General features: G+C 65.6%; 24 protein-coding genes. 5 read left to right on the forward strand and 19 right to left on the reverse strand.

Translation table 11 applies throughout. The annotated features are described in order from the left end of the window. Position 1 precedes the first annotated feature (1 nt). The 11 genes from QTH91_RS09085 to moaC all read right to left on the reverse strand — a co-directional run bounded on the left by QTH91_RS09085 (position 2) and on the right by moaC (position 9,987). Entirely contained in the window at positions 2-439 is a 438-nt protein-coding gene (locus QTH91_RS09085) for a type IV pilus modification PilV family protein (protein ID WP_286659754.1), read from the reverse strand. A gap of 14 nt (positions 440-453) precedes the next feature. Further along, positions 454-1,089, reverse strand: coding sequence for a GspH/FimT family pseudopilin (locus tag QTH91_RS09090; protein WP_286659755.1), 636 nt, complete (start codon positions 1,087-1,089; stop codon positions 454-456). Continuing rightward, a complete protein-coding gene (locus tag QTH91_RS09095) occupies positions 1,083-1,595 on the reverse strand; it encodes a type IV pilin protein (RefSeq protein ID WP_286659756.1) in 513 nt (170 codons plus the stop codon). The genes QTH91_RS09090 and QTH91_RS09095 overlap by 7 nt, the downstream gene beginning before the upstream one ends. A 207-nt stretch (positions 1,596-1,802) precedes the next feature. Then, the gene (locus QTH91_RS09100) at positions 1,803-2,312 is read right to left on the reverse strand and encodes a type IV pilin protein (RefSeq protein WP_368389460.1); all 510 of its coding nucleotides are present in this window, start codon (positions 2,310-2,312) and stop codon (positions 1,803-1,805) included. A gap of 135 nt (positions 2,313-2,447) precedes the next feature. Then, positions 2,448-5,963: a pilus assembly protein gene (locus QTH91_RS09105; RefSeq protein ID WP_286659757.1), complete on the reverse strand. Its 3,516-nt coding sequence runs from the start codon at positions 5,961-5,963 to the stop codon at positions 2,448-2,450. A 13-nt stretch (positions 5,964-5,976) separates the two neighbouring features. Beyond that, complete coding sequence (locus QTH91_RS09110) at positions 5,977-6,645, reverse strand: hypothetical protein (protein WP_286659758.1); 669 nt, start codon at positions 6,643-6,645, stop codon at positions 5,977-5,979. Then, positions 6,642-7,802, reverse strand: coding sequence for a PilW family protein (locus QTH91_RS09115; RefSeq protein ID WP_286659759.1), 1,161 nt, complete (start codon positions 7,800-7,802; stop codon positions 6,642-6,644). Before QTH91_RS09115 ends, QTH91_RS09110 begins: the two co-directional genes overlap by 4 nt. Before the next feature lie 4 nt (positions 7,803-7,806). Beyond that, a complete protein-coding gene (locus QTH91_RS09120; RefSeq protein WP_286659760.1) occupies positions 7,807-8,259 on the reverse strand; it encodes a type IV pilus modification PilV family protein in 453 nt (150 codons plus the stop codon). Beyond that, entirely contained in the window at positions 8,256-8,921 is a 666-nt protein-coding gene (locus QTH91_RS09125; RefSeq protein ID WP_286659761.1) for a GspH/FimT family pseudopilin, read from the reverse strand. The genes QTH91_RS09120 and QTH91_RS09125 overlap by 4 nt, the downstream gene beginning before the upstream one ends. Continuing rightward, positions 8,858-9,325, reverse strand: a complete 468-nt coding sequence (locus QTH91_RS09130; protein WP_286659762.1) for a type IV pilin protein — start codon at positions 9,323-9,325, stop codon at positions 8,858-8,860. The genes QTH91_RS09125 and QTH91_RS09130 overlap by 64 nt, the downstream gene beginning before the upstream one ends. 167 nt (positions 9,326-9,492) lie before the next feature. After that, a complete protein-coding gene (gene moaC, locus QTH91_RS09135; protein ID WP_286659763.1) occupies positions 9,493-9,987 on the reverse strand; it encodes a cyclic pyranopterin monophosphate synthase MoaC in 495 nt (164 codons plus the stop codon). 74 nt (positions 9,988-10,061) lie between these two features. On the opposite strand from moaC, the gene QTH91_RS09140 reads away from it, so the two are divergent. After that, positions 10,062-11,627, forward strand: coding sequence for a M48 family metalloprotease (locus QTH91_RS09140; RefSeq protein WP_286659764.1), 1,566 nt, complete (start codon positions 10,062-10,064; stop codon positions 11,625-11,627). Positions 11,628-11,631: 4 nt separating this feature from the next. Here the strand turns inward: QTH91_RS09140 and QTH91_RS09145 are convergent, their stop codons facing one another. From QTH91_RS09145 to QTH91_RS09155, 3 genes are read right to left on the reverse strand one after another with little or no spacing between them, the layout of a single operon-like run. Next, a complete protein-coding gene (locus QTH91_RS09145) occupies positions 11,632-11,982 on the reverse strand; it encodes a phage holin family protein (protein ID WP_286659765.1) in 351 nt (116 codons plus the stop codon). 30 nt (positions 11,983-12,012) lie between these two features. Continuing rightward, entirely contained in the window at positions 12,013-12,474 is a 462-nt protein-coding gene (locus QTH91_RS09150) for a hypothetical protein (RefSeq protein ID WP_286659766.1), read from the reverse strand. Between the two features lie 49 nt (positions 12,475-12,523). Next, positions 12,524-13,237, reverse strand: a complete 714-nt coding sequence (locus tag QTH91_RS09155; RefSeq protein WP_286659767.1) for a TerC family protein — start codon at positions 13,235-13,237, stop codon at positions 12,524-12,526. A gap of 479 nt (positions 13,238-13,716) precedes the next feature. On the opposite strand from QTH91_RS09155, the gene QTH91_RS09160 reads away from it, so the two are divergent. Together QTH91_RS09160 and QTH91_RS09165 are read left to right on the forward strand one after the other, a co-directional pair. Continuing rightward, positions 13,717-14,163, forward strand: coding sequence for a DUF3717 domain-containing protein (locus QTH91_RS09160; protein WP_286659768.1), 447 nt, complete (start codon positions 13,717-13,719; stop codon positions 14,161-14,163). A 16-nt stretch (positions 14,164-14,179) separates the two neighbouring features. Further along, a complete protein-coding gene (locus QTH91_RS09165) occupies positions 14,180-14,485 on the forward strand; it encodes a putative signal transducing protein (RefSeq protein WP_286659769.1) in 306 nt (101 codons plus the stop codon). Between the two features lie 36 nt (positions 14,486-14,521). On the opposite strand, the gene QTH91_RS09170 is transcribed toward QTH91_RS09165, so the two are convergent. Beyond that, positions 14,522-15,082 (reverse strand): YaeQ family protein, encoded by a 561-nt coding sequence (locus tag QTH91_RS09170; protein WP_286659770.1) that lies wholly within the window; start codon positions 15,080-15,082, stop codon positions 14,522-14,524. A gap of 40 nt (positions 15,083-15,122) precedes the next feature. After that, entirely contained in the window at positions 15,123-16,502 is a 1,380-nt protein-coding gene (gene purB, locus QTH91_RS09175) for an adenylosuccinate lyase (RefSeq protein WP_286659771.1), read from the reverse strand. A 104-nt stretch (positions 16,503-16,606) separates the two neighbouring features. On the opposite strand from purB, the gene QTH91_RS09180 reads away from it, so the two are divergent. After that, positions 16,607-17,221 (forward strand): glutathione S-transferase N-terminal domain-containing protein, encoded by a 615-nt coding sequence (locus QTH91_RS09180; protein WP_286659772.1) that lies wholly within the window; start codon positions 16,607-16,609, stop codon positions 17,219-17,221. A gap of 285 nt (positions 17,222-17,506) precedes the next feature. On the opposite strand, the gene QTH91_RS09185 is transcribed toward QTH91_RS09180, so the two are convergent. Beyond that, a complete protein-coding gene (locus QTH91_RS09185; protein ID WP_390367557.1) occupies positions 17,507-18,142 on the reverse strand; it encodes a glutathione peroxidase in 636 nt (211 codons plus the stop codon). A 101-nt stretch (positions 18,143-18,243) separates the two neighbouring features. On the opposite strand from QTH91_RS09185, the gene QTH91_RS09190 reads away from it, so the two are divergent. Beyond that, complete coding sequence (locus QTH91_RS09190) at positions 18,244-19,101, forward strand: ferritin family protein (protein WP_286659773.1); 858 nt, start codon at positions 18,244-18,246, stop codon at positions 19,099-19,101. Positions 19,102-19,179: 78 nt separating this feature from the next. Here QTH91_RS09190 and QTH91_RS09195 read toward each other — a convergent pair whose 3' ends face one another. Together QTH91_RS09195 and glnE are read right to left on the reverse strand one after the other, a co-directional pair. After that, the gene (locus QTH91_RS09195; RefSeq protein ID WP_286659774.1) at positions 19,180-20,349 is read right to left on the reverse strand and encodes a septal ring lytic transglycosylase RlpA family protein; all 1,170 of its coding nucleotides are present in this window, start codon (positions 20,347-20,349) and stop codon (positions 19,180-19,182) included. Between the two features lie 16 nt (positions 20,350-20,365). Further along, entirely contained in the window at positions 20,366-23,149 is a 2,784-nt protein-coding gene (gene glnE, locus QTH91_RS09200) for a bifunctional [glutamate--ammonia ligase]-adenylyl-L-tyrosine phosphorylase/[glutamate--ammonia-ligase] adenylyltransferase (protein WP_286659775.1), read from the reverse strand. Between the last annotated feature and the right edge of the window lie 10 nt (positions 23,150-23,159).

Below are 23,159 nucleotides of genomic sequence, written 5' to 3' on the forward strand. Positions count from 1 at the left end.
GCTAGTCCGTGTTTCTGGCAACCGTGGTGTGAGTGACGTATCGGTGGGTGTCGCCGCTTGGCACCTTCCATTCAATCGTCACAGCCACGTCGCCGGTCGCTGCATCGATCGCCATGGTGGCAGTGCCGTTGGGAAGAACACTTGAAGTGCGATTGCGCCACTCTTGGCAACGCGTCACCCCTTCGCATGAATCACCGTCATAGGCGGCCATGTTGACGCGATCTGCCCAAAGCCTTGCGACGCCTTCGTTGGCCAGATAAGCCGCATCGGCGCGAAACTTCGAGTCGGTCTCGGCCTTGGTCATTGAGGTCTGCAAACCAATCAGGCCGAGCACCCCGAGCATGAAGACCAGAAGCGCCACCAGCACTTCGATCAGCGCAATACCGCGACTGTCTCGGGAAGAGCGAAGTGGACGATTCAAGCGCTTAGTTGAGTTCATGGAGATCTCCTCGCCTAGCAAAGCCGAGGATCGCCCGCTGTGGTCACTCGCGGGTCACACATGCGAACTTGCCCTGCGTTGCTTACCATCAGACGTAGCGCAACGTAGTTCGTGCTTTCGGAGACGCCGGTCACGTCAATTCGAGCCAGCGAGGCTGGATCCACAGGCCTACCGAAACCATTGAAGGTGATGGAGTTAGCAGACTTTTCACCGTCCACTTGCAATGCCTTGACGGCAAGTTGGCTGGTTGCGTCTGCGCCGGCCGCCCGCCCCTGAACGATGCGAGGGGATGAAGTCGTAGATGGATCATCTCCGCAGTGGCCTGTAGGCGCGTTGATGCTGACGATCCAAGAGGGGCTGGTGGACGAAAGCGTGCAGCCGTCGCCGAGAGCGCTGGGATCGGTCAAATCGATCATCCAGAAGGTGACGCTTTCATTGCGGCGAACGGCTTCGTTGCGGGCGGTTTCCAGACCATTCTGCAAAGACTGGGTAGCGCTGCGAATTCGTGCGTTCGCCATCCAATTGCCGATCATTGGCATGGCGGCGAACATGAGGATACCGAGCACCGCCAGTGTCACAACGATTTCGACGACCGTGAAGCCGCGCTGACCGCCTTGCGGCGCCCCTGAATGACGCTTGTTGTTCAGCACGATGCGCTTTTCACTAGCCAGCACTGCGCACTCACCGTCGACCCTTTGAATTTGGTCGTTGTGCGCTTTCCCAGCTCGTTGATGGTGTAAACGTGACCAACCGCTTGTCCGCTGCTTCCGGTGGCCGTGATCGTGAAGCTCTGCTGCGTCGTGTCGCCGGTGGCGGTACCAGTTTGGCAGCCGAAGGTGAAATGATCGGTTGCCGCAAAGCCGTTCCAGCTGTTGGCGGTTGGATCATTGGCACAAGCCGCAGCGCTCCCGTAGTTCCTGTTGTCCTGGTAGTACTGCTCCATCTTCGAGCGATAGCTGGCCAGTTCACCAAACGCTTCGGCGACTTGGCCGCGGCGGATGTAGTCGTTGTAGCTTGGCACCGCGATAGCCGCGAGGATCGCAATGACTGCGACCACGATCATCAGTTCAATCAAGGTGAAGCCATTCACGCCGGAGCGGGTAAGGTTTGGCGTCGGTTTTTTAGTGCACATGTGGCCAAATGGTTTGACGAACATAGCGATACGACGGTTTGTCGTTTCGAGTTTGGATAAGTGTCACCGAATGTGACGAAACCCGGGCGCCGCCCATCGGCGAAATTTCCCCGCTCATCGGAGACATTTCCCAATCCTTGGCGGCAAATGAGCACTTTTGCACGCTTGAACGCGCGCTATGTTTGCGGTTGCCCACTTCGGGCAGCTATCCCTGTCGGCTGGAGGCGTGCCTCAGCAGCTGGCTTGTGACGTCAGCCAGCAACTCTCATTGACCGCCTGGCCCCTGAACTGCAAGGTCCCGTGCCGGGCCAAATGGTCGATCGTGAAGGTGTACCCGGCAACGGCACTGCCAGCCTTGCCGGAGGCGACGATGACGTAGCCCGCCTGGTCGGCCTGCACGGTGCAGCGGTAGTTGAAAGAATGTGCGCCACGCGGCGCGAAGTCATTCCAGGCCGCGGCGGAAGGATCGTCCGCGCAAGCATTGCCGGCGGAATTGCCGAAGCGGTTGTTGTCCTGAAAGTAGTGCTCCATCCGCAGCCTGAACTCGGCCAGGCCATTGAAGGCCTCGGGCAACTGGGCTTGACGCTGGTAGTCCGAGTAGGCGGGCAGCGCGAAGGTGCCGAGGATGCCCACCACGACCATCACCATCATCACTTCCAACAAAGAAAAGCCGCCATTGGCGGCGGGTTGGGTGCGGTTTGCCAGCTGATGGCATTTGCGGGAAAGGCGTGGGCGGAACAATCTGAAATCCGATGGAGGCTGCTTCGGGTTCAGATTGTGAATATTCGTGGCCCTATCGCGAACGTTCAGCGCCTCTCACGGAGCCCGCATCCGTGCACCTCTACACGGACGCGCCCTTCGCTTTGGCGGCGCGCGTTACTCCCGCACCACTTCGCGCCACATCACCCGCGTCGGCGTCGTCGAATTCGGCGCCGCCACATTGAAGGTGCGCGTGCCGCCGTCGGAGGTTCGCACGAGGATTTTGGCCCCGCCGCCGGGCAGGCCGACGGGTTGCACCCGGCTGGAAAGCACGTTGCCGACAAAGCGGCTGACCAGGTCGCCTTGCGCGCCGCCTGTGCTGTAGTCCAGGAAGTAGAGGTTCGAGCTTCCGCCTGGCGAGCAAGGGTCGCTGGCCGGCGTGTTGGTGGTGAACGACAGGATGCCGGCGAACAAGACGGGGTTGGTGGTGGAGCGTTCGCCGCTGGGCGCGGGCGCGAGGTCCAGCACCCAGCCGCGCTTGACGGCCAGGTTGACCGGGTTTGAGCTGAGGTTGATCTCGCCGTTGTTCGACGGCGTGGCGCTTTGCGCCACCAGTTGGCTGCGCAGCGGAAGGATGGTGGGCGCCGCCGATCTGTCGTCCACCAGGCCGTAGAAGGATTGGCGCTGGGTCGCATTGGCGTTGGCGCTCGGGTTGCCGGGAATGTCCGATGCCCCCAGGTAGCGCCCGGTGCCGACAAAGACCATCCGCTTGCCGCTCACCACGCCGAGTTCGGGCGCTTCGGTCACGGGCTGCGGATTGCCTTGGGCATCCACCAAGGTGGCCAGCAGAGCCACCGACCAGCTGCTGGAGGTGTCGCCCGAAAGGTCGAAGCGCCACATGTTGCCCAGTAGGTCGCCGCCGTAGACGGCGTCGACCGTGTCGTCCGTGCCGGGGCTGAGCAGGTAGGCGCTGATGCGTGCCAGACCGCTCGGCGTGCTGCTCGATCCGGCAGCGGTGGTCAACGTTCGGATCACCGCGCCGGTGGCGGTGTCGAGCACGAACAAGCGCCCTCGTCCGTCGCCGCCGGTGCTGCTGCCGTTGTTGTAGCCCGAGGTGACCAGCGTCACCCAGCCGGCGGCCCGCGTCTTGATGGTGATGGGGCTGCCATAGGTGTAGCCGATGTTGCTGCGCGTGGTGGCATCGGTGGCTGCGTTCGGAAATTCCCACATCGCCTTGGCCGCCACCTCGGCATCGGTGGTGGCCGAGGGGGCAGTCACGTTCAGCGCGTAGTAACCGCGCCCGCCTTTGCCCAGGCCGCCGACCAGCACGGTAGCCCATTGCGGGGCGGGCGGCACCGGCCGGTATTGGCTGGTGTTGGACAGGTCCACGTCGGTGGCCGTGGGTGTCGCATCGACGAAATAACGATGCTGGAACAGCGACTGCTGGCTCAGGCCCACCAATGCACTGGTGCCGGACTCGCTGGCCGACAGCGGCTCGCGCAGCAGGGCCCCGGGCACGTAGGCCCACATCTCTTCGCCGGTGTCGGCGTTGAAGGCGTGGAGCATGCCGTCGTTGGCGCCCTGGTAGACCACCTTGGTCCTCGTGGCCGCCGGGCCACCCTTGTAAGCCGAGTAGCCGTTGTCGGTGTAGCTGGCGCGGGGCGCCGACACGTACGAAGCCTCGGCATTGACGATGTCGCCCAGCACGTGCAGCCGCTGCCGATAGGGTTGGGCGGGGTTGCTGCCGTCGCCTTCGCGGCTGCGGTCGCCGCGCAGGTAGGCCATCACCGCCGAGGCGTCGCCGGGCCCCGGCGGGCTGGAGGGCGACGCGAGCCGGTCGGCTTGGGCGCCGAGCCCGGCGGCGGTGAAGGGAACGCCTTGCGCGCCGTCGTAGCTGGCCACCAGTCGGCTGCCGAAGGGCTTGGCATCCAGGCCCGGCTGCGCCGACCAGAGCGGCGTGGCAGACAGCACGCCCGTGCTCGTGTCGATGGCAAAGGCTTGCAGGTCGCCATACCAGGCGCCTGAGTTGAAGGTGGACGTAAAGGCCACGTTGTCACCCGACTGGACATTCGGGTTGCTCACCGCCACGGCCGATGCAGACCCGCTGCGGTTGACGATGTCGTTCAGGATCGAGCCGAGGGCCGTGCGCAGCCGCTCCGGGTCGGGCGAGTTGAAGTATTCGCCGTGCCCGTTCAACGCGGCATGCCAAAGGTCGTCGATGGCGGTCGGGTCGCTTTCTCGCGGCAAGGGCCAGCCATCGCTGCCGGTGGGCGGCGTGCTCAACGTGCCGCTCGCGCCCAGGCCGATGGTGTAGGTCGTCATGTGCTGCCAGGTGGCAGGGTCCGACCGGTTGGCCTGCACCTTGCCGGCCGAGTCGCCGGTCATGTCGCTGATCCAATGACGCATGGCCACGTCGGCCAAGGTGTTGCTGCTGCCGCTGCCGCCGTAGAAGGGCGCGGGAAAGCGCTCGCCCGCGACCAGTGGCGTGCCGGATACGGGGTCGTTGCGCACCAGGCCGGTGTCGGGGTCGTTGTAGACATCGGCGGGCAGTGGCGGCACCGTGTCGTCGGTGTTGCCCACGCTCACGTCGTTCGACGTCCAGTAGCCGTCGGTCGACAGGATGGCGTAGTTGGGCGTGCACGACAGCGGCACCGTCTGGCTGCGCGCACCGCCGGGCGTTCCGGCCATGCGGCCGCTTCGGTAGTAGCGCCCGGCGCGGTCCAGCGCCTCCACCAGAGGTGTGCCGCCCCTGGGTTCGATGCCGTAGAGCTGGTTGAACCAGCGCTGCTTCTGCGTGCTGCCGAAGTCGTCCAGTGCCACGAAAAAGCTGCCGTTGTTGTTCTCCCGGCCGAGGTTGTCGTTGATGGTGGCAAAGCCCACGCGCAGCTTGTCGTCCAGGCTGGCAAAGGCCAGCCCCAGCGATGTCTTGGCTGTCTGCAGCCGGGTACGGTAGTAGCTGAACCAGTTGGCAAAGTTCTGCAGTTCTTCGGTGTAGGTGCACACGCTCGCGCCCAGGCAGTCCGTCCGCGTCGCGGCCTTGGGGTAGGTGGCGAAGTCGGCATCGATCAGCACCTCGGTGTAGTTGCTGTCGTTGTCCTGGCTGCTGCTGCCGTCTTCGGTGCCGCTGCCTGTCCACTGGAAGTAGAAGGCGAAGCGCTCGTACGGGGTGTCGCGAAACAGGTCCGGGTTGTCGGCGCAGGTGAAGCTGGCGCCGAAGGTGCTGCTCGAACGCGGCAGGGCGGGCGGCGAACCCGAGCCCCAGCAAATTCGCGTCAGATCGACCGTCCGGCCGCCGATGAACGGGTCCGTTGGCGCGGCGTATGGATTGGCCGCGGCCATCGGCCGCGTGAAGCCAGGCGCGCTGGCATCGTATCGAACCGGCGGCCGATAGGTGATGGCCGGGTTGTAGTACAGGCGGTTGAAGGTGGGCGAGTAATAGGCACGCCGCCGGTTGTCGTATTCGCGGGCGGCATCGGTGCCGGTGATCGAGCCCCACTCCATGCTCTGCGAGTTGTCCAGGATGAACAGCACGTTCGGCTTGACGCCGCTTTGCACCGACAGCGGCACGTCCGACAGGTCGGTCGACGCGCCGTGCGCCATCGGCACCAGCGCACCCAGCGCGCAGCACGCGAGGATGCCGGCGCGGGCATGCCGACGTGCAGCACGAGCAAGGGTGAAGGCGAAGCGATGCATGTCGTGCGTCCCTTCAGCCGAACGGCACCTCGACCACCGTCTGCACCAGGCTGCTGGTGTTGCGCGGGCCCTGCACGCGCACCGTCACTCGGTAATGGATGGTGGGGCGCGTCGGCGGCGCCATCATGATTCCGCCGAACACATGGGTGGTCTGCGCGTGGCTGCTGCGGTCGTTGCCCGCCGAGCCCGCCGTCGAAAACGGCTTGCCTCCCACGCACTTGGCCGCCAGTATGGTCACGGTGTCTGCCGGCAACGGCTCGTCGATGCACAGCCGGTCGATCACGTACTGCACGCGATAGAGCGCCGAGTCGGTGCAAGACACCGTCCCTTCCTGGGCAGAGGGCGACCAGCACGGCACATTGCTCCAGTCGATCGAGCTCGGCACACCCCAGGCATCCACGTTCTGCATGAAGCGGAAGTACTTGTTCGGCACGTCCACGTTGGCGCTGGCCAGCGCGGGCAGCTCGCTGAAAGCGCGCTCCGCGCCGGTATCGGCCGCGCCAGTTGCGGCCTGGCGGAAGGCGAGGTTGCCGGCGATCACGCCGGCCGTGTCCGATGTGCGCAGCAAGGCCAGCGCCGCCAGAGACAGCACCAGCAAGGCAATCAGCGCCACATAGACGACGAAGCCGCGCTGCGTGTTGAGGCGATGGGCGCTATGGACGCGCTGGGTGCGGTTGTTCATTGCAGGTTGGCCCAGAGAACGTTGCGCAGGGGCATGACCGCGTCGAAGCTGCGATAGCGGTAGCAGCGCCAATCGGGGTCGTTGCTCAGGTCGATGTCGGGGCCGTCCGGCCAGCTGATGGGCGGCACGCTTGTCACGCTGCAGGCGCCGGTAGTGGGGTCGGGTCTTTCCTTGAGGGCGCTTCGCACCACGATGGCGAGCCGCACGGCCTTGATGCGGCGCTGGTCGGTGGTGGTCGGCAAAGCCCAGTTGCCGCTGGGCCCCAGCGTCGCGCTGACCCACTGGTTCACCACCTGACTGCCGGCGTCGCTGATGCCGTATTGCGCCTTCATGGCGACGACGTTGCTCGCCACATCGACCTGCCGGCTGGAGGTGAAATAGTCGGTCGCCACCAGCGACCCGTTGGCCACCGAGTAGGTGCGTTGCAGCAGCGCGCCCACGTCGTGGATGCGCGGGTTGCTGCTGAAGTCCGAAGGCCAGGCCAGATCGCCCATGGCCCCATCCGGTGGGTTGTAGTTGGGCGCCGCAGCGGTGCCGGTGGCGGGGTCGTGCGAGAGCACGACCGTGTCCGGGCTGAGCACGCTCGGTTCGCTGGCGGTGATGCGCATCAGCGCGCAGTCGTTCTTGTCGTCGGTCAGCCAGACAAAACCGCCCACCCCGGACAAGCCCACCTTGCTCGCCGGCTGAAGCTTGGCGGCGGTGCCGTTGGGCACGGCGGTCACGTTCTGCAGGAGGCCGTCGGCCACGTTGGCGCGGATCGACGTGCCCCACAGTACCGTCAGGCGGTCCGACGCGCCGGGTGCGGTCCCGCCGTCGGTGATGCGCACCGGTGCGACGCCGGGAAAGTCCGGCACCGGGCCGTTGGCACCGCCGTCGTCGAAGTAGGTGAAGTAGCGCGCGCACACCATCGTGTCGGCGCCGGGCATGCCGTATCCGGCGGCCAGCACGTCGCGCGAGAGGATCGACAGGCTGAGCATGCCGCCCTGCTGCGCATCGGCGCCGGCGGAGGTGCTGCGCCGCAGGCTCTCGTTGCCGCTCAGCACCATGTAGATCACGAGGGACACCACCAGCCCCACCACCAGTCCGACCATCAGTTCCACCAGGCTCAGGCCGCGCTGGCGCGCCGCGCGAAGGGTGGAGTGGTGTCGGACTGGCATGGCGCTAGCCCCGGATCTGCGTGGTCATCGAGAAGTTGTGCGGCGTCTCGTCCTGCGGTGTCTGCCAGCACAGCGTGAGCGTCACGGTGTTGTTGGCGCTGACCACCACCTTGTGCCGCAGGCCCGCCGCGCCGGGCAAGGCGCCGGGGTTGTCCAGGTCGGTCAAGCCCTGGAGCCATTCGTTCACCACGGGATTGGCGCTGTTGTTGCCGCCGGCCGGGCAGGTGGCGCTCACGTCCGCATTGAGCGCGTAGGTCGGCACGTTGAACCGGTCCAGCCACATCCGCCCCACCAGCTGGTCGGCCAGCAAGCTGGCCTTAGAGCGGTAGTCGGCGTCGCGCACGGCGCGGATGGCGGTGGCCTGCAGCCCTACGACGCCCAGAATGGCGAAGGAAAAGATGGCAATGGCCACCAGTGCCTCGATCAGCATGATGCCACGCTGCGTGCTGCGCTTCATGATGCGCACCCCTGCGGGTTGTCCGCCAGCGACAACGCCGGATCGCACAGCCGCATGTCGCCACCCGGGCCAAGCAGGATGCGCAGCGGGCGCGATCCCGTCGGCCCGGTGATGTCGATCTGCCGAGCCGTCGTACCCAGGCTCAGGCGACCGGTGGCGCTGAAGCTGATCGTCGCCGGCAAACCCGCGCCCGCCGCGGCGGTGCTTGCATTAGGCGCATCGGCCAGCCCGGCGCGGGCGGTGGAGCGGCTGGAATCGTCACGCCTGACCTGCACCACCTGGCTGGCGTCGGGCACGGTGGGGCTTTCCGGCGTGGCGGCCATCACGGTCCAATCGGTGCCGCCCGAGACCGGCTCGCCGCGCAGCGTGTTTTCCAGCCGCAGCGCCACGGTCATGTTGCGCCGTATCGACTCGGTGCGCGCCAGGGCCAGCCCGCTCATCAGCGATTCCGCCGACGCCCGGATCTGCCCATTCTGGATAAAGCCCGAGAAGCTCGGGTAGGCCACCATCGCCAGGATGGCGATGAGCACGATCGTCACCATCAACTCGACCAGCGTGAAGCCGGCGGTGCCCGCGCCTTGCCGAGCGCCCCGGGGCCTCAGGGCTTGCGCAGCACCCAGATGTCCGGCTCGGTGCCGAAGTTCCAGGCGCAACCGCTGCAAGCGCTGCTGCGGGTGCCCTTCTGGTCGATGCTGTAGGAAAGCCCGGCCACCGTGCCGCCCGTGCCCGTCGCCGTGGCCGTGTAGGCCTGGCCCGAGTTGGTGAGGGTGCAGGCGTAGCTGAAGTATTCGGCGTCGGGCGAGGCCGGCACCGCCACGCCGCAGGTGCTCCCCGAGCCGTAGCTGCGATGGTCCTGGTAGTACTGCTCCATCCGGGCGCGGAAGGTCATGAGGTTGGCTGGCGCTTCCTGCACGTGGCCGCGCCGGATGTAGTCGGTGTAGTTGGGATAGGCCACGGTCGCCAGGATCGCGACGATGGCAACCGTCACCATCACCTCGATCAAGGTAAAGCCACGCAGCGCAGCACAACGCATCGCGCCCGAGGCGCGTGTGGCAGGCCGGTCCATGTGCGCGCATCCCTGTCGATTGCCGGTGGGCAGTCTCTTGAAAACGAAGGTCATCAGACTGTCACTTTCCAGAGGGGGATAGACGCCGCCCAGCCATCTCCCGGGGCCGTTCATCGCCCCGATCGGTGTAGCGTTGTAAGCAGACCTGTCAGGCCGATACGTGATGTTTAGTCCGCAACAAAACTGCCCGATTTGCCACCATGTTTTTCAAGCAGGCGCACGCCCGTGATGGTCATCCCGCGGTCGACCGCCTTGCACATGTCGTACACGGTGAGCAGGGCCACTTGCACGGCGCACAGGGCCTCCATCTCCACGCCTGTCGGCCCCACCGTTTCCACCGTGGCGATGCAAAGCACCTGCGAGGGCTGGTCGGCATCGGGGTCGGCTGGCTGGGTGGCGAACTCCACGGCCACGCGGGTCAGGGCTAGCGGGTGGCACAGGGGCACCAGATCGCTGGTGCGCTTAGCGGCCTGGATGCCGGCGATGCGTGCGATGCCCAGCACATCGCCCTTCTTGGAGCTTCCGGAATCGATCAGTTCAAGGGTGGCGTCTTGCATCTCGATGCGGCCGGTGGCAATGGCAACGCGATGCGTGGAGGGCTTGTCGGCCACGTCGACCATGTGGGCCTGGCCGCGCGAATCAAAGTGGGTAAGGGAACTCATGGGTAAGCTTGGACACGAAAGTCCATCATACGGGCGGCGTGTTTCCTTTTGCGCGCCCGGGCCATCCTCCCAATATGCCGCCGACATCGATTCGCCCCAGCACTTTGCCCATCCTGCGCCGCTGCCTCGTCGCCCTGCTGGTGCTGGCGCAGTTGCTGTTGCCGCCGTTGGCCAGCGCACAACTGCCCGGCATGAGCGGCGGCGACGAGATGACCGCCGCATCCGAACGTCAGTTGGGCGACAGCATTGCGCGCGAGCTCTATCGCGACAACTCCTACATCGACGACCCGGTGCTGATGGAGTACGTGGACGACATCTGGCAGAAGCTGCTGGCGGCCGCCAGGACGCGCGGCGAGCTCACCCCTGAACTGGACGAGCGCTTTGCCTGGCAGATCGCCTTGATGCGCGATCGCGAGATCAACGCCTTTGCCTTGCCCGGCGGCTACATGGGCATCAACCTGGGGCTGATCGCGGTGGTGGGCAGCCGCGACGAGCTGGCCACGGTCATGGGGCACGAGTTGTCGCACATCACGCAGCGTCACATCTCGCGCATGCTGGCGCGGCAATCGCGGCAGGCGCCGCTGATGCTGGCGGCGATGATCCTCGGCGCCATCGCCGCCGCGAAGAGCAAGAGCGGCGATGCAGGGCAGGCGTTGATCGTCGGCACGCAGGCCTATGCGATGAACTCGCAGCTGAGCTTCTCGAGGGACATGGAGCGCGAAGCCGATCGCGTGGGCTTTGGCGTCATGACGCAGGCCGGCTACGCACCGCAAGGCGCGGCCACGATGTTCGAGAAGCTGCAATACGCATCGCGCCTGACGGACAACGGCTCCTACCCCTACCTTCGCAGCCACCCATTGACCTCGGAGCGCATCGCGGACATGCAGTCGCGCTTCCAGCTCTCGCATGGGCAGGCCGAGGTTCTGCCGCTGAAGATGGACCACGCCATGATCTCCGCCCGCGCGCGCGTGATGGCGCGTGCGGCGGTCGATCAGCTGCGCTCATGGACGGAGGCCGTCAACAGCAGCGAGTTCAACCAGGCCTCTCCGGCGGCACAGGCCGGAATGCTCTATGCCGCTGCCATGTCCAGGATGCAGTTGCGGGACGTCGCGCAGGCGCGCGCACTGGCGGCAAAGCTGCTGCAACTTACCGCGTCCAACGAACCGGCGGCCAGGCTTGCCCGGTTGCTCTCGGCTCAGATCGAGTTGTCTGCGGGCGCCCCGATGCGCGCCGTGCCGTTCATCGATGCATCGGCGAACAAGCGCCCAGAGCTTTTCCTGCGCGCGCAGGTGGCGGTCGCGATGCGCCAGGGCGCGAAGGGCTCGGCGCCGCTGGAGCAATCGCTGCGCGACTGGGTTGCCACGCACCCGCGCGACGCGGGCGCGTGGCGCATGCTTTCGCAGCTCTATGAATCTGGAAACGACACGCTGCGCGCCGTGCGCTCGGATGCGGAGGCCAACGCCGCGCATTTCGACTATGCAGCCGCTCGCGACCGCTTCAAGGCGGCGCAGGACCTGGTTCGCAACCTCAAGCCTGGAGACGTCGACTATTACGAAGCGTCCATCGTCGATACCCGCGCCCGCGAGATCGACGCGCTGTGGCGCCAGCAGGTGCGCGAGGAGCGCGATCAGCCGCGCTGAAGAATCAAGACGCCACGCGTGGCGCGAGAGCGGCGTCGATCAACAGGCCCAAGGCCGAATAAATGAGCGAGCCGAGCAAGGCGGCGCCGAATCCGTTGACGTGAAAGCCGCCCAGCAGGCCGGAGGCCGACCAGAACATGAGCGCGTTGATCACGAACAGGAACAGGCCCAGCGTGACGATGGTGACCGGAAGCGTCAGCACGATCAGGATGGGCCGCAGCACCGCGTTGAGCAGGCCAATGACGGCAGCGGCGATCAGGGCCGAGCCGAAGCCCACCACCTGAACGCCGCTGTAGATGTAGGCGACCAACAGCAGCGCAACCGCGCTGAGCAGCCACTTGATGACGAGTCTCATGGGCTCAGGATAGCACCCGAGCGCGCCAATCTATTCGCCCAGGCTGGAGGCCAGCACGAACAACGCACCGAGGCTCGCAGCGCCCGGCGCCAGCCAACCTTGCCGAGGGCCCTTGGGTTGCTCGGGTGCCACGGGTTCGAGCGCAACGCCGGCCTTGGGGCGTCGGGCATCGACCACCTGCGCGGCCGCGCCATGCAGCAAGCGAAGTTGCTGCGTCGTTTCGAGCAGGGGCCGCACGGCCAATTGGGCGGTGACCTCGTTCCCGCCTTCGACCAGCGCGGGGTGAAGCTGGTCCATCGTCTTGGCGAACCACTTGGCGCGCCAGTTCTCGCGCGCACTGTGGCTGACCCACTTGCTGATGCGGTGCGTCATGCGCGGCGCGCAGGCCACCACGATCCAGTGCACTGGAGCGGATGAGCCGCTTGTAGCGCGTTGAGCGAGCAACTGACACGCATAGGCTGCGTCGTCGACGTAAAGAATGGTCTTTTCCATGGCGCAGTCCTTGTTGAGGCGAATTTGAACGAAATGCCAAGCGCCGCCATCAAGCTGGCGAGGCGTCCTTTTCGGCGGCCTTGCGCGCCTTGCTGCGCGTGGCCAGCCAAGCCAGGCCCAGCACCAGCACGATACACACGGCTTCGACCATGTAGCGCAGCAAATGGACAGGGTTTTCCTTGGTGCCGAAGATGTTCGCCAGGAAGGGCTCGCTCACGATCATCTTGGCGGCCGTGTAGGCAAGCACCGCGGCACCGATGTACATGATGGCCGGGAAGCGATCCACCAACTTGAGCACCAGGCGGCTGCCGAACACCACGATCGGCACGCTGATCAGCAGGCCGATGACGACCAGGTCGAAGGAGCCGTGTGCAGCTCCGGCCACGCCCAGCACGTTATCGATGCCCATCAGCGCATCGGCCACGATGATGGTCTTCATCGCGCCCCAGAAGGTGCTGACCGCGACGCCGTGTTCTTCGTGCGAGTCCTGGTTGGCCACCAGCTTGTAGGCAATCCACAGCAGACCCAGGCCGCCCACGAGCAGCAGGCCCGGTACCTTGAGCAGCCAGACCACGCCGATGGTCATGACCGAACGCACCACGATCGCGCCGACCGTGCCCCACACGATGGCTTTCTTCTGGAGGTGCTTGGGAAGGCTGCGCGCAGCCAGGGCGATCACGATGGCGTTGTCGCCAGCGAGAACCAGGTCGATCAGGATGATGGCAAGCAGCGCGGAAAACCACGCGGTACTGAACAGTTCCATTGCAGGACGCTCCGTTTGTTATGTCAGGATTTTCGACTCATCCTGCAGTTGGAGCGGTTTGGGTGTGCTGCTTGCCGGCCCGGTCAAGCGGGCTGAACAAGAAGAGGACACTTCGACCGAACCTTCGGCAGGCTTCAGATCGAAGGTCTTGCTCGGCAGTGTTTGAATACGTGCCAGTCGGGCCGGAGGCAAAAACCCCGTATTGACGACCCAGACAACATCCGGCGCATGCGCACCGAACAGGAGCTACTCCCCTTCTGCGAGCGATTACACCATTGCCGGAACCATGCGGCAAGCACGGAGTTTGACAGCATTTGAAGCAGAATGCTGCTGCAGGCCTTGCTGGCAAACGATTCGATGCTATCGAAATCGGAGCAACAAGACCCGCGGCAGACGCAGGTCTTTGGGCCGACTATCATTCGCGCCCACCTTCGCATCTCGCGACTCGCGACCGATGCGGCTCACTCATTGCGACTCAATTGGCCGCCATACACATCACCGACATCGAGGCCGCCATCAACTACTGGCGCGAGCGCAGCCCCTCGCCAGACGGCGTGACGCTGGCTCCGCAGACCCGCGCGCTGGCCGAGGTCTATGCGCTCATGGTCTTTCACCGGGAAGACGAGGTCGACGAGTTCGGCTTTCCGCCCAAAGCCTGGGAGGCCTGGGAAGCCTGGTACCAGACGACGCCGGACACGCCGTGCATCGCCATCTGCTCGACCAGCCAGGGCGATGACATCTGCAAGGGTTGCGGACGGCGCTTTCAGGAGGTGCAGGACTGGCCGGCAATGTCGCCCGCAGAAAAGCGTGTGACCTGGCGACGCATCACGATGGAAGATACGGCCTGGCGCTTCAATCGCTATGCAGAACGCGCCCGCGAATCCGATCAGGTCGCGCGCGGCGGCGACGCGATCGCGCTGGACTAGGCAAGGCAGGCTGACGGTGCGCCGCCTCGCCCAAGCGCCGAATCTCGCCATCGCCACACTTTGGGCGAATGTGCTGCGTCACGAGGGCATCGAAGCGACGGTCCAGCGCGAGTTCCTGGCTGCCGCGGCGGGCGAACTGCCACCCGACCAATGCCTGCCCGAGATCTGGCTCATCGACGACGCGCAGTTCGACCGCGCAGACCGCCTGCTGAGCGAGCTGCGCAATCGTCCGCGGCGTCGCTGGCATTGCCAGGCGTGCGGAGAGCTGGTCGAAGGCGGCTTCGAAGAGTGCTGGCGCTGCGGCGCCATGATGCCTGCGTAGCGCCTGTATGCCTGCGCCATTCGGCGCGGCTTGGGCCTATTTCCAGCGCTGCGGCTCGAGGTCGACGGTGCCCGAGCCGTTGCTGAGCATCAACTGGCCTTCCTGGATGGTCGCCTGCAACTGCATGCTGCGTTCGGCCAAAGCACTGAGCGCTTGTGCCGAAGCGGTGGGCACGCGCAGCACCTGCAGGTTCGACAGTCGCGAGACCTTGCCCTCGATGCCGCGCCACCACACCTCGGCGGCGGGGCCATAGGGATAGATCAGCACCTCGTCGGCCTTGCCGCAGGCACGCGACAGCGCCTTGTCGTCGGCCTGCCCCACTTCGATCCACATGCGGATGCGACCGGTGAAGTCGCGCAGCACCACGTCCGGATCGTCCGGGGTGGAAAGGCCTGCGCCGAAGGCCAGCGTGCCGTCGCCGTCGCACAGCGATTGCAGCTTGTGGGCATTGAGGGCCAGCGCAGCCAGGCGGATCATCATCCGCTCGTCGGTCTCGCTGGGGTGGCGGGCCAGCGTGAGCGCATGGTCCGCGTAGTAGCCGTTGTCGATGTCGGCGACGGCCACGTTGGCCTTGAAGACGGTCGATTTCAGCGCCACGGTGCGGGCTCCACCGTGGTCGCCGTGTTGAGGGACCGCATCAGAGTCGGCGCGCCAGCTCGGCGGCCTTGCCGGTGTAGCCACCGGGCGTGAGCGCGATCAGCCGGTCCTTTTCTTCCTGCGGAATGGGCAGGGAGGCCACCAGCGTGTGCAGGGCCTCGGCCGTGACGGTCTTGCCGCGCGTGGCCTCCTTGAGCTGCTCGTAGGCGCCCTGTACGCCGTAGCGGCGCATGACGGTCTGGATCGGTTCGGCCAGCACTTCCCACGATGCATCGAGGTCCGACGCGAGGGCTTCCTCGTTCAGCTCCAGCTTCGACAGGCCCGTTGCCAGGCTGGCATAGGCAAGGGTGGCATAACCGAAGGCGACGCCGATATTGCGCAACACGGTGCTGTCGGTCAGGTCGCGCTGCCAGCGGCTGATGGGCAGCTTCTCGCTGAGGTGGCGCAGCAATGCGTTGGCCAGCCCCAGGTTGCCTTCGGCATTCTCGAAGTCGATCGGGTTGACCTTGTGCGGCATCGTCGACGAGCCGATCTCGCCCTTCTTCAGGCGCTGCTTGAAATAGCCCAGGCTGATGTAGCCCCACACATCGCGCGAGAAGTCGATGAGGATGGTGTTGGTTCGCGCCAGCGCGTCGAACAGCTCGGCCATGTAGTCGTGCGGTTCGATCTGCGTGCTGTAGCGCTGGAAGGTCAGGCCCAGGCCGAGTGGCGCGGGCGTCTCGACGACCTTGGCACTGAAGGCTTCCCAGTCGAAGTCGGGCCACGCCGACAGGTGCGCGTTGTAGTTGCCCACCGCGCCGTTCATCTTGCCCATCAGCTGCACGCCGGCGACCTTTTCCCGGGCGATCGCCAGGCGGTGCGCGACGTTGGCGATCTCCTTGCCGACCGTGGTCGGGCTGGCGGTCTGGCCATGGGTGCGGGCCAGCATCGGCACGCTCGCGAAATCGTGCGCCATGGTGCGCAGCGTACCCAGCAGCCCGTCGATGGCGGGCAGGATGACGCTTTCGCGAGCGGCCTTGATCTGCAGCGCGTGGCTGGTGTTGTTGATGTCTTCGCTCGTGCAGGCGAAGTGGACGAACTCGGCAGCGGATTCCAGCTCGGGGCGAGCCTCGAACTTGGACTTGATCCAGTACTCGACCGCCTTGACATCGTGGTTCGTGGTCTTCTCGATCTCCTTGATCGCGCGCGCGTCGGCCTCGGAGAAATTGGTGACCAGGCCCATCAGGTATTTGCGGGCGCCGCCGGTCAAAGGCTTGAATTCGGCAAAGCCGGCGTCGGACAGCGCGATGAACCAGGCCACCTCCACTTGGACTCGACGGTGCATGTAACCCTGTTCGCTCATCAGCGGACGCAGCGCGGCCAGCTTGCTGGCGTAGCGCCCGTCGAGGGGGGAAAGGGCGGAAACGGTGGACAGACTCATGCCACAATTTTAAGCGGCCAATGACACTAAGGCCTTCGCCCCTAGAATCCGCAGGCCTCCGACAGGGGGCGCCACGTCGATCTCAACGAGAACACTGCCTGCCCATGAAGCTGATCGGATCCACTGCCAGTCCCTACGTCCGCAAGGTACGCGTCGTCATGGCAGAAAAGCGCCTGGATTACCAGTTCGTCCTGGAAGATGTCTGGTCGGACGAGACTCACATCGGCGAATCCAACCCGCTGGGCAAGGTGCCCTGCCTGGTGATGGAGGGCGGCGAAGCCATGTTCGATTCGCGCGTGATCGTCGAGTACCTCGACACGCTCTCGCCGGTGGGCAAGCTCATCCCCTCGCAGGGCCGCGAACGCGCCGAGGTCAAGACCTGGGAAGCGCTGGCCGATGGCGTCATGGACGCCGGCCTGCTGTGGCGCATGGAAGCCATCTGGCCCAAGCGCACGGACGGCGAGCGCAGCCAGGCCTGGATGGACCGGCAGCGCGGCAAGGTCGAGGCTGGCATTGCCGCCATGGCCAAGGGATTGGGCGACAAGCCGTTTTGCAGTGGCATCCACCTGAGTTTGTCGGACATCGCCGTGGGGTGCGCCCTGGGCTGGGTCGGCTTCAGGTTCCCGCAGATCGACTGGCAGGAAGAGCATCCCAACTTGGCGCGGCTTTATGACAAGCTCATGCAGCGCCCGAGCTTCGCCGACACTCAGCCTTCGTAAGCTGTAACAAAAAAGCGCCTCTCAGAGGCGCTTTTTTGTGCATCAAGGGCGGGGAAATAAAGAAACTGCAAAGCGCCCCTTGGCGAAGGAGGGAGGGAGGGAGGAGGAGAAGAACCACCTCGGGATTTCAGCCGGGCGAAACCCGGAAGGCTTTGCAGCGAGAAAACTGGGCGGATGCACTGTGACACCGCGCTCAACAAGTATGACGCGCGTGCCTTGAACGGGTTCCGGGCCGGGTGGTAAGGATTTGCTACCGTAGTGTCACCGCGCAGGTTGCCGGGCGGCTCAACCTGGTGCGAGGGCCAGCTGCTTCTCGATCAGGGCAATGAACTCGCGGTCCTGCGGTTCGGTGCGACTGGGAAACGCAGCAATGATCTTGCCGTCGCGGCCGACCACGTATTTGTAGAAGTTCCAGCCAGGCGTGGTGCCCGTCTGCGCCGCCAGTTCCTTGAACAGCGCATTGGCCTGCGGCCCGCGCACTGACGACTTGACGAACATCGGGAACTTCACGCCGAAGGTGTTCTCGCAGAATTCGGCCACTTCCTTGTTGCTGCCGGTTTCCTGCGAGAAGTCGTTGGAGGGAAAGCCCAGTACGACCAGCCCCTTGTCCTTGTAGCGGGCATAGAGATCTTCCAAGCCCCGGTACTGGCGGGTAAAGCCGCAAAAGCTCGCGGTGTTGACCACCACCAGTACCTTGCCGGAATACTGGCACAGGGCCTGGGGCTTCTCGTCCTGCAAGCGGTCGAAGCTTTTTTGCAGCAGGGGCGGGCAGGAATTGCTCGACGCCGCGTTCGTCGAGACCGAAGCGGTCGCGGCGGTCTGACTGGTCGCCACACCGGGCCACAGGCCGAGCGCAGCGGCAGCCGCCAAGGCGCAAAGCACTCCGGAGGCAGAAGAGGACAAGGAAGCACGCGCGTACATTTTTTCTCTCCGCACTGAAAGCCAAAGACCCATCATCGCTCGTCGACCCTAGCCTGCAAAGGCCCGCCGAATACAATCCGGAAGGCCAACGAAAGATTGACATGCTGTACCCAGAACTCTTCAGACAACTCGAATCCGTCCGCTGGGACATGGATCGCGACATCCCGTGGCAGTCTTTCGATGCTTCCCGCCTGACGGAAGAACAGGCGCAGACGATCAAGATGAACGCGATCACCGAATGGGCGGCGCTGCCGGCCACCGAGATGTTCCTGCGTGACAACCGCCACGACAGCGACTTCTCCGCCTTCATGTCGATCTGGTTCTTCGAGGAGCAGAAGCACTCGCTGGTGCTGATGGAATACCTCAAGCGCTTCAGCCCGGAGCACGCGCCCACCGAGGCTGAACTTCACGAGGTGCGCTTCGATTTCGATCCCGCGCCGCCGCTCGAAACGCTCATGCTGCACTTCTGCGGCGAGATCCGTCTCAACCATTGGTACCGCCGTGCGGCCGAGTGGCATACCGAGCCGGTGATCAAGCACATCTACACCACGCTGAGCCAGGATGAGGCGCGCCACGGCGGCGCCTATCTGCGCTACATGCGCCGTGCGCTCGAGAAGTTCGGCGACGAAGCGCGCGCCGCGTTCGCCAAGGTCGGTGTGCTCATGGCCAGCGCCCGCCGCACCGCGCAGGCGCTCCATCCGACCAACCTGCACGTCAACAAGGCGCTGTTTCCCAACGACACGGTGCAAAGCCGCATGCCCGATCCGGAATGGCTCGAGCACTGGCTGGACAAGCAGATCAAGTTCGACGCGGCCTGGGAGACCAAGGTCGGCACGCGCATCCTGCACAACATGAGCCTGCTTCTGGACCGCAGCTTCAAGTCGGTGCAGGAACTCAATCGGTATCGCAAGGAGGTTCTCGCCTCACTTGGGCCGAACGCCGGCTACCAGGGCGCTTGATCGGCGCCTGACCGGCGCCCGACCGGCACTTGGTGATTTGCGCCGGCCGACGCCTTCTGCCAACTGTGCGCGCCCGAGTCAGCGGCGTTGCACGAGGATCGGTGATCCGCCCAACTGCAGGCGCCAACGCGCCTGTATCTGCGCTGCTTCCTCACGGGTGGCGTAGGGCCCGGATTGCAGGCGGAACAACCCGCCTTCTTCCCACACTTGCAGTTCAGCGATCGGCCGTGCGGTGTCGCGGCCAATGCGCTCCTGCATGGCCAGCGCGCCGTCGCGGGTGCTGAACGCGCCCAATTGAACCCAGAAGTCGTTCGCGCTCGCTTGGCTGGCATTGGCCGTTGGTGCGGCTTTGGCGGCATCCGCTGGCAAGGCTGCGCCGTTGGCCGCCGACGCGCCGGGCGCTGGACCTGACAACGGCGCCATGGGGCTCAGTGCTTCCACCTGCAGCGGGCGCCGAGCCTGGGTGGGCGGCAGCATGTCAGTGGGGGCCGTGGTGCCGGTCGCCGCTGACGTCTCTGCCGGATTTGCCGCGACAGGCACCGCCAGGGCGGCCGGGACCATCACCGGCCGGGCGCCGCCGGTTGGGGCAGGGGCGCGCACGACAGGTGGATTGTTGGCGGCGTCCGACATCGCCACCGGCGCCGCACTGGCCACCTGAGTGCCACCATTTCGTCGCCAGGCGCCCGTGCGGATGTCCTCGTTCGTGATGCGCTCGATCTCCACCGGCGCCACGCCCGCAAGAAAACCCAGCCGATTGGCCGCCGCGTAGCTCAGGTCGATGATGCGACCATCGACGAAGGGGCCGCGGTCGTTGACGCGCACGATGGCCTCGCGCCCGTTCGCGGGATTGCGCACCCGCACGTAGCTGGGCAGAGGCAGCGTCTTGTGCGCCGCCGTCATGGCATACATGTCGTAGGCCTCGCCGCTGGCTGTTCGCTGGGCATGGAAACCTGTGCCGTACCACGAGGCCATTCCGCGCTCCTGAAAAGGCCTGTCGTCGGTGATGGGCACATACCGTCGCCCATTCACGTTGTAGGGCTTGGCGGTGCCACCGCTGTCCCGAATCGCCTCTACCTGAGGCTGGGCGTCAGGCACCTGCGACAGGTTCGGTGGCGGTGAAGCGGGGGCGCCGTCGTTGCGAGGGCCGCTTGCGCAGCCAGCGAGCAGGGCGCCCAGCGCAAGGGCCGCGGTGCCCGCCAGGCGCGACCCCATGCTTGTCGCGGCTGCGCTGGCAAGCAGCCGCCTCATGTGGATCAAGATCGCGCTAGCCAAAGACAGCCTTCCACAGTGCGAGCATGGCGTCGCGCTCGACGGCCAAGGCGTCCATGGGCACCTGGGTCGATGCCTCGTCCAGGCGCAACCGGTGCTGCGCGCGGCGTAATTCGCGGTACGCGCTTGCCGCGCGCTGTCCGATTCCCGTCGGTAGCAGCCCCGCCTGTTCGGCGCGCTGCAGCAATGCGATGTTGCCCACATTGGGGATCAACTCTGGATGCGCCGCCGACTGCGACAGCACCAGGAACTGCACTGCGAACTCGGCGTCCACCATGCCGCCCGGGCTGTGCTTGACGTCGAAGAGCCCGGGCCTGATCGGATGCGCCGCGCGCACCTTCTCACGCATGGCCACGATCTCGCCCTTGAGTGCTTCCACATCGCGCGGTGCGGTGATCACCGCCTCACGCACCCGGTCGAAGCGTTCGCCCAGTTCGGGCGCACCCAGCACGAATCGGGAGCGGGTCATGGCCTGGTGTTCCCAGGTCCAGGCGGTGTTGCTGCCACGGCCGAGCTGGTATTTCTCGTAGGCCGCGAAGCTGGTGGTCAGCAGGCCGGAATTGCCGTTGGGCCGCAATGCGGTGTCGATCTCGAACAGATCTCCCTCGCGCATCTTGATGGTGAGCCAGTTGATCAGCTTGCGCACGTAGCTGGCGTAGATGTCGGGTGCGTTCTCGTCCTCGTCCTCGTAGACGAACACGATGTCCAGGTCGCTGCCGTAGCCCAGTTCCTTGCCGCCCAGCTTGCCGTAGCCAATGATGGCGAACTGAGGCTGGTCACGATGTCGGCTGCGCACGTGGTCCCAACACCAGGCGGCGGTCATGCGCAGCACGGCGTCTGCCAGAGCGCTGAGGTCGTCGGCCACCTGCTCGACCGTGATGCGACCCTCGGTGTCGCGCGCCAGGGTCCGGAACACTTCGCCGTGATGGGCGCGGCGCAGGATGTTGAGCAAGGCCTCCTCGTCGTCCTCGCCGGTCTTGCGCAGCGCGGAGCGGCGCTGCACCAGTTCAGCCTCGAATTCGGCGGCGTTGAACCGTCCGGCCAGCATGGCGTCGCTGGCCAGTTCGTCGATCACGCCCGGGTGCAGCATGAGATAGCGCGCGGGCCATTTGGCCGCACCCAGGATGCGCAGCAACCGCTCGTGCACCGCCGGCCGCTCCGCCAGCAGGGCGACATAGCTCTCGCGCCGGAACAGCGGCTCGATCCAGTCGGCCCAGCGCAGCGCCGCGTCGACGTGATTGCGCACCTGGCCCTGGCCTTCGCCATCGGGTTCCGAATCCAGCCATTGACCGGTGCGACGAACCAGCAGCCGCAGCTGGGCCTGGGCCTGCTCGCGCATGGCCGTCACGCGCGGATTGCCGCACCATTGGCGCACGCGCTCGGCAAAGGCATTCGGCAGGGCGGGCAGCAGTTCTTCCAGTTCCTGAGGCGTTGGCGTCGCCGACTTGGCGCCGCACCGCTTGCCGTTGCACTGGCCGTTCTGGCCCTCTGCGCCGCCGAGCAGTCGATCGAATTCCTGTGCCACCAACTCACGATGCGTGTCGAGCTGGCCGAGGAAGTCGCAGCAGTCGACGTAGTCCATCGAGGCGGCGATCCAGTGCTGGTCTTCGTCGCTGACCGGCAGCATGTGCGTCTGCTGGTCATCCAGGTACTGGATGCGGTGTTCCACCTGGCGCAGGAATGTGTAGGCCGCCGCCAGTGCGTCGGCCGTTGCCTGCGGCATCAGGCCGGCACTGGCCACGCGCTGCAGCGCGTCGAGCGTGGGGCGCCTGCGCAACTCGGGAAACTGTCCGCCGCGAACCACTTGCAGCAACTGCACGATGAATTCGATCTCGCGGATACCGCCGCGCGACAGCTTGACGTCGTTGGCCCGCTCGGGCCGCCCGGCGCTGCGGCGTGTGGCCTGCTCGCGGATCTGGCGATGCAGCGTGCGCAGCGACTCGAACACGCTGTAGTCGAGATAGCGCCGGAACACGAAGGGCAGCACCACGCCGCGCAATGCCTGGGCCGATCCGTCGGCAATGACGCTGCGCGGAGCCACCACGCGGCTCTTGAGCCAGGCGAAGCGTTCCCATTCGCGGCCCTGCACCTGAAGATATTCTTCCAGCGCGTCCAGCGAGACGACCGGCGGGCCGGAATTGCCATTGGGCCGAAGCGCCAGGTCCACGCGGAACACCAGGCCATGCTCGCCCAGGTCGCCCACCAGCGCATAGATGCGCTTGACCATGGCCGCGAAGTATTCCTGGTTGGAGACCCGGTTCATGCCATGGGCATTGCCCGTGGTCTCGCCGGCCAGGTCGTAGACGTAGATGAGGTCGATGTCGCTCGATACGTTGAGCTCGCGGGCGCCGAGCTTGCCCATGCCGATGACCCACAGCTGAGCCCGACGCCCGTCCTCGGACATGGGCACGCCGTGCACGGCCTCCAGTTCGCGTGCTGCTTCGACGCAGGCAACGTCCAGCGCGAACTCGGCCAGTTGGGTCACGGCCGTGGTCACCACTTGCAACGGGGCCTTGCGATCGCAATCGAGCGTGACCAGCCGCTCCATGACGAGCTGGCGCACGATGCGCAGGCTGTCGCCGATGCCAAAGCCCCGCTCGCGCAGCGCGTCGAAGGCCTGCTGAATGTGGGGATGTTCGGGATTGCCCGGGGGCAGCAGCGCCAGCTCGTCGGCATAACGCCGGCGCAAACGCTGCACGAAACGGGAATACGCGGAAAGCGGCGGCGGCGCCTTGCGCGATGCGGGTTCGCAGGAACCCGACGGGGCGCCGGCGGTCATAATTCCTTGT

Origin of the sequence: Variovorax dokdonensis, from assembly GCF_030316895.1 — a bacterium.
GTDB classification, from domain to species: Bacteria; Pseudomonadota; Gammaproteobacteria; order Burkholderiales; family Burkholderiaceae_C; genus Variovorax; species Variovorax dokdonensis.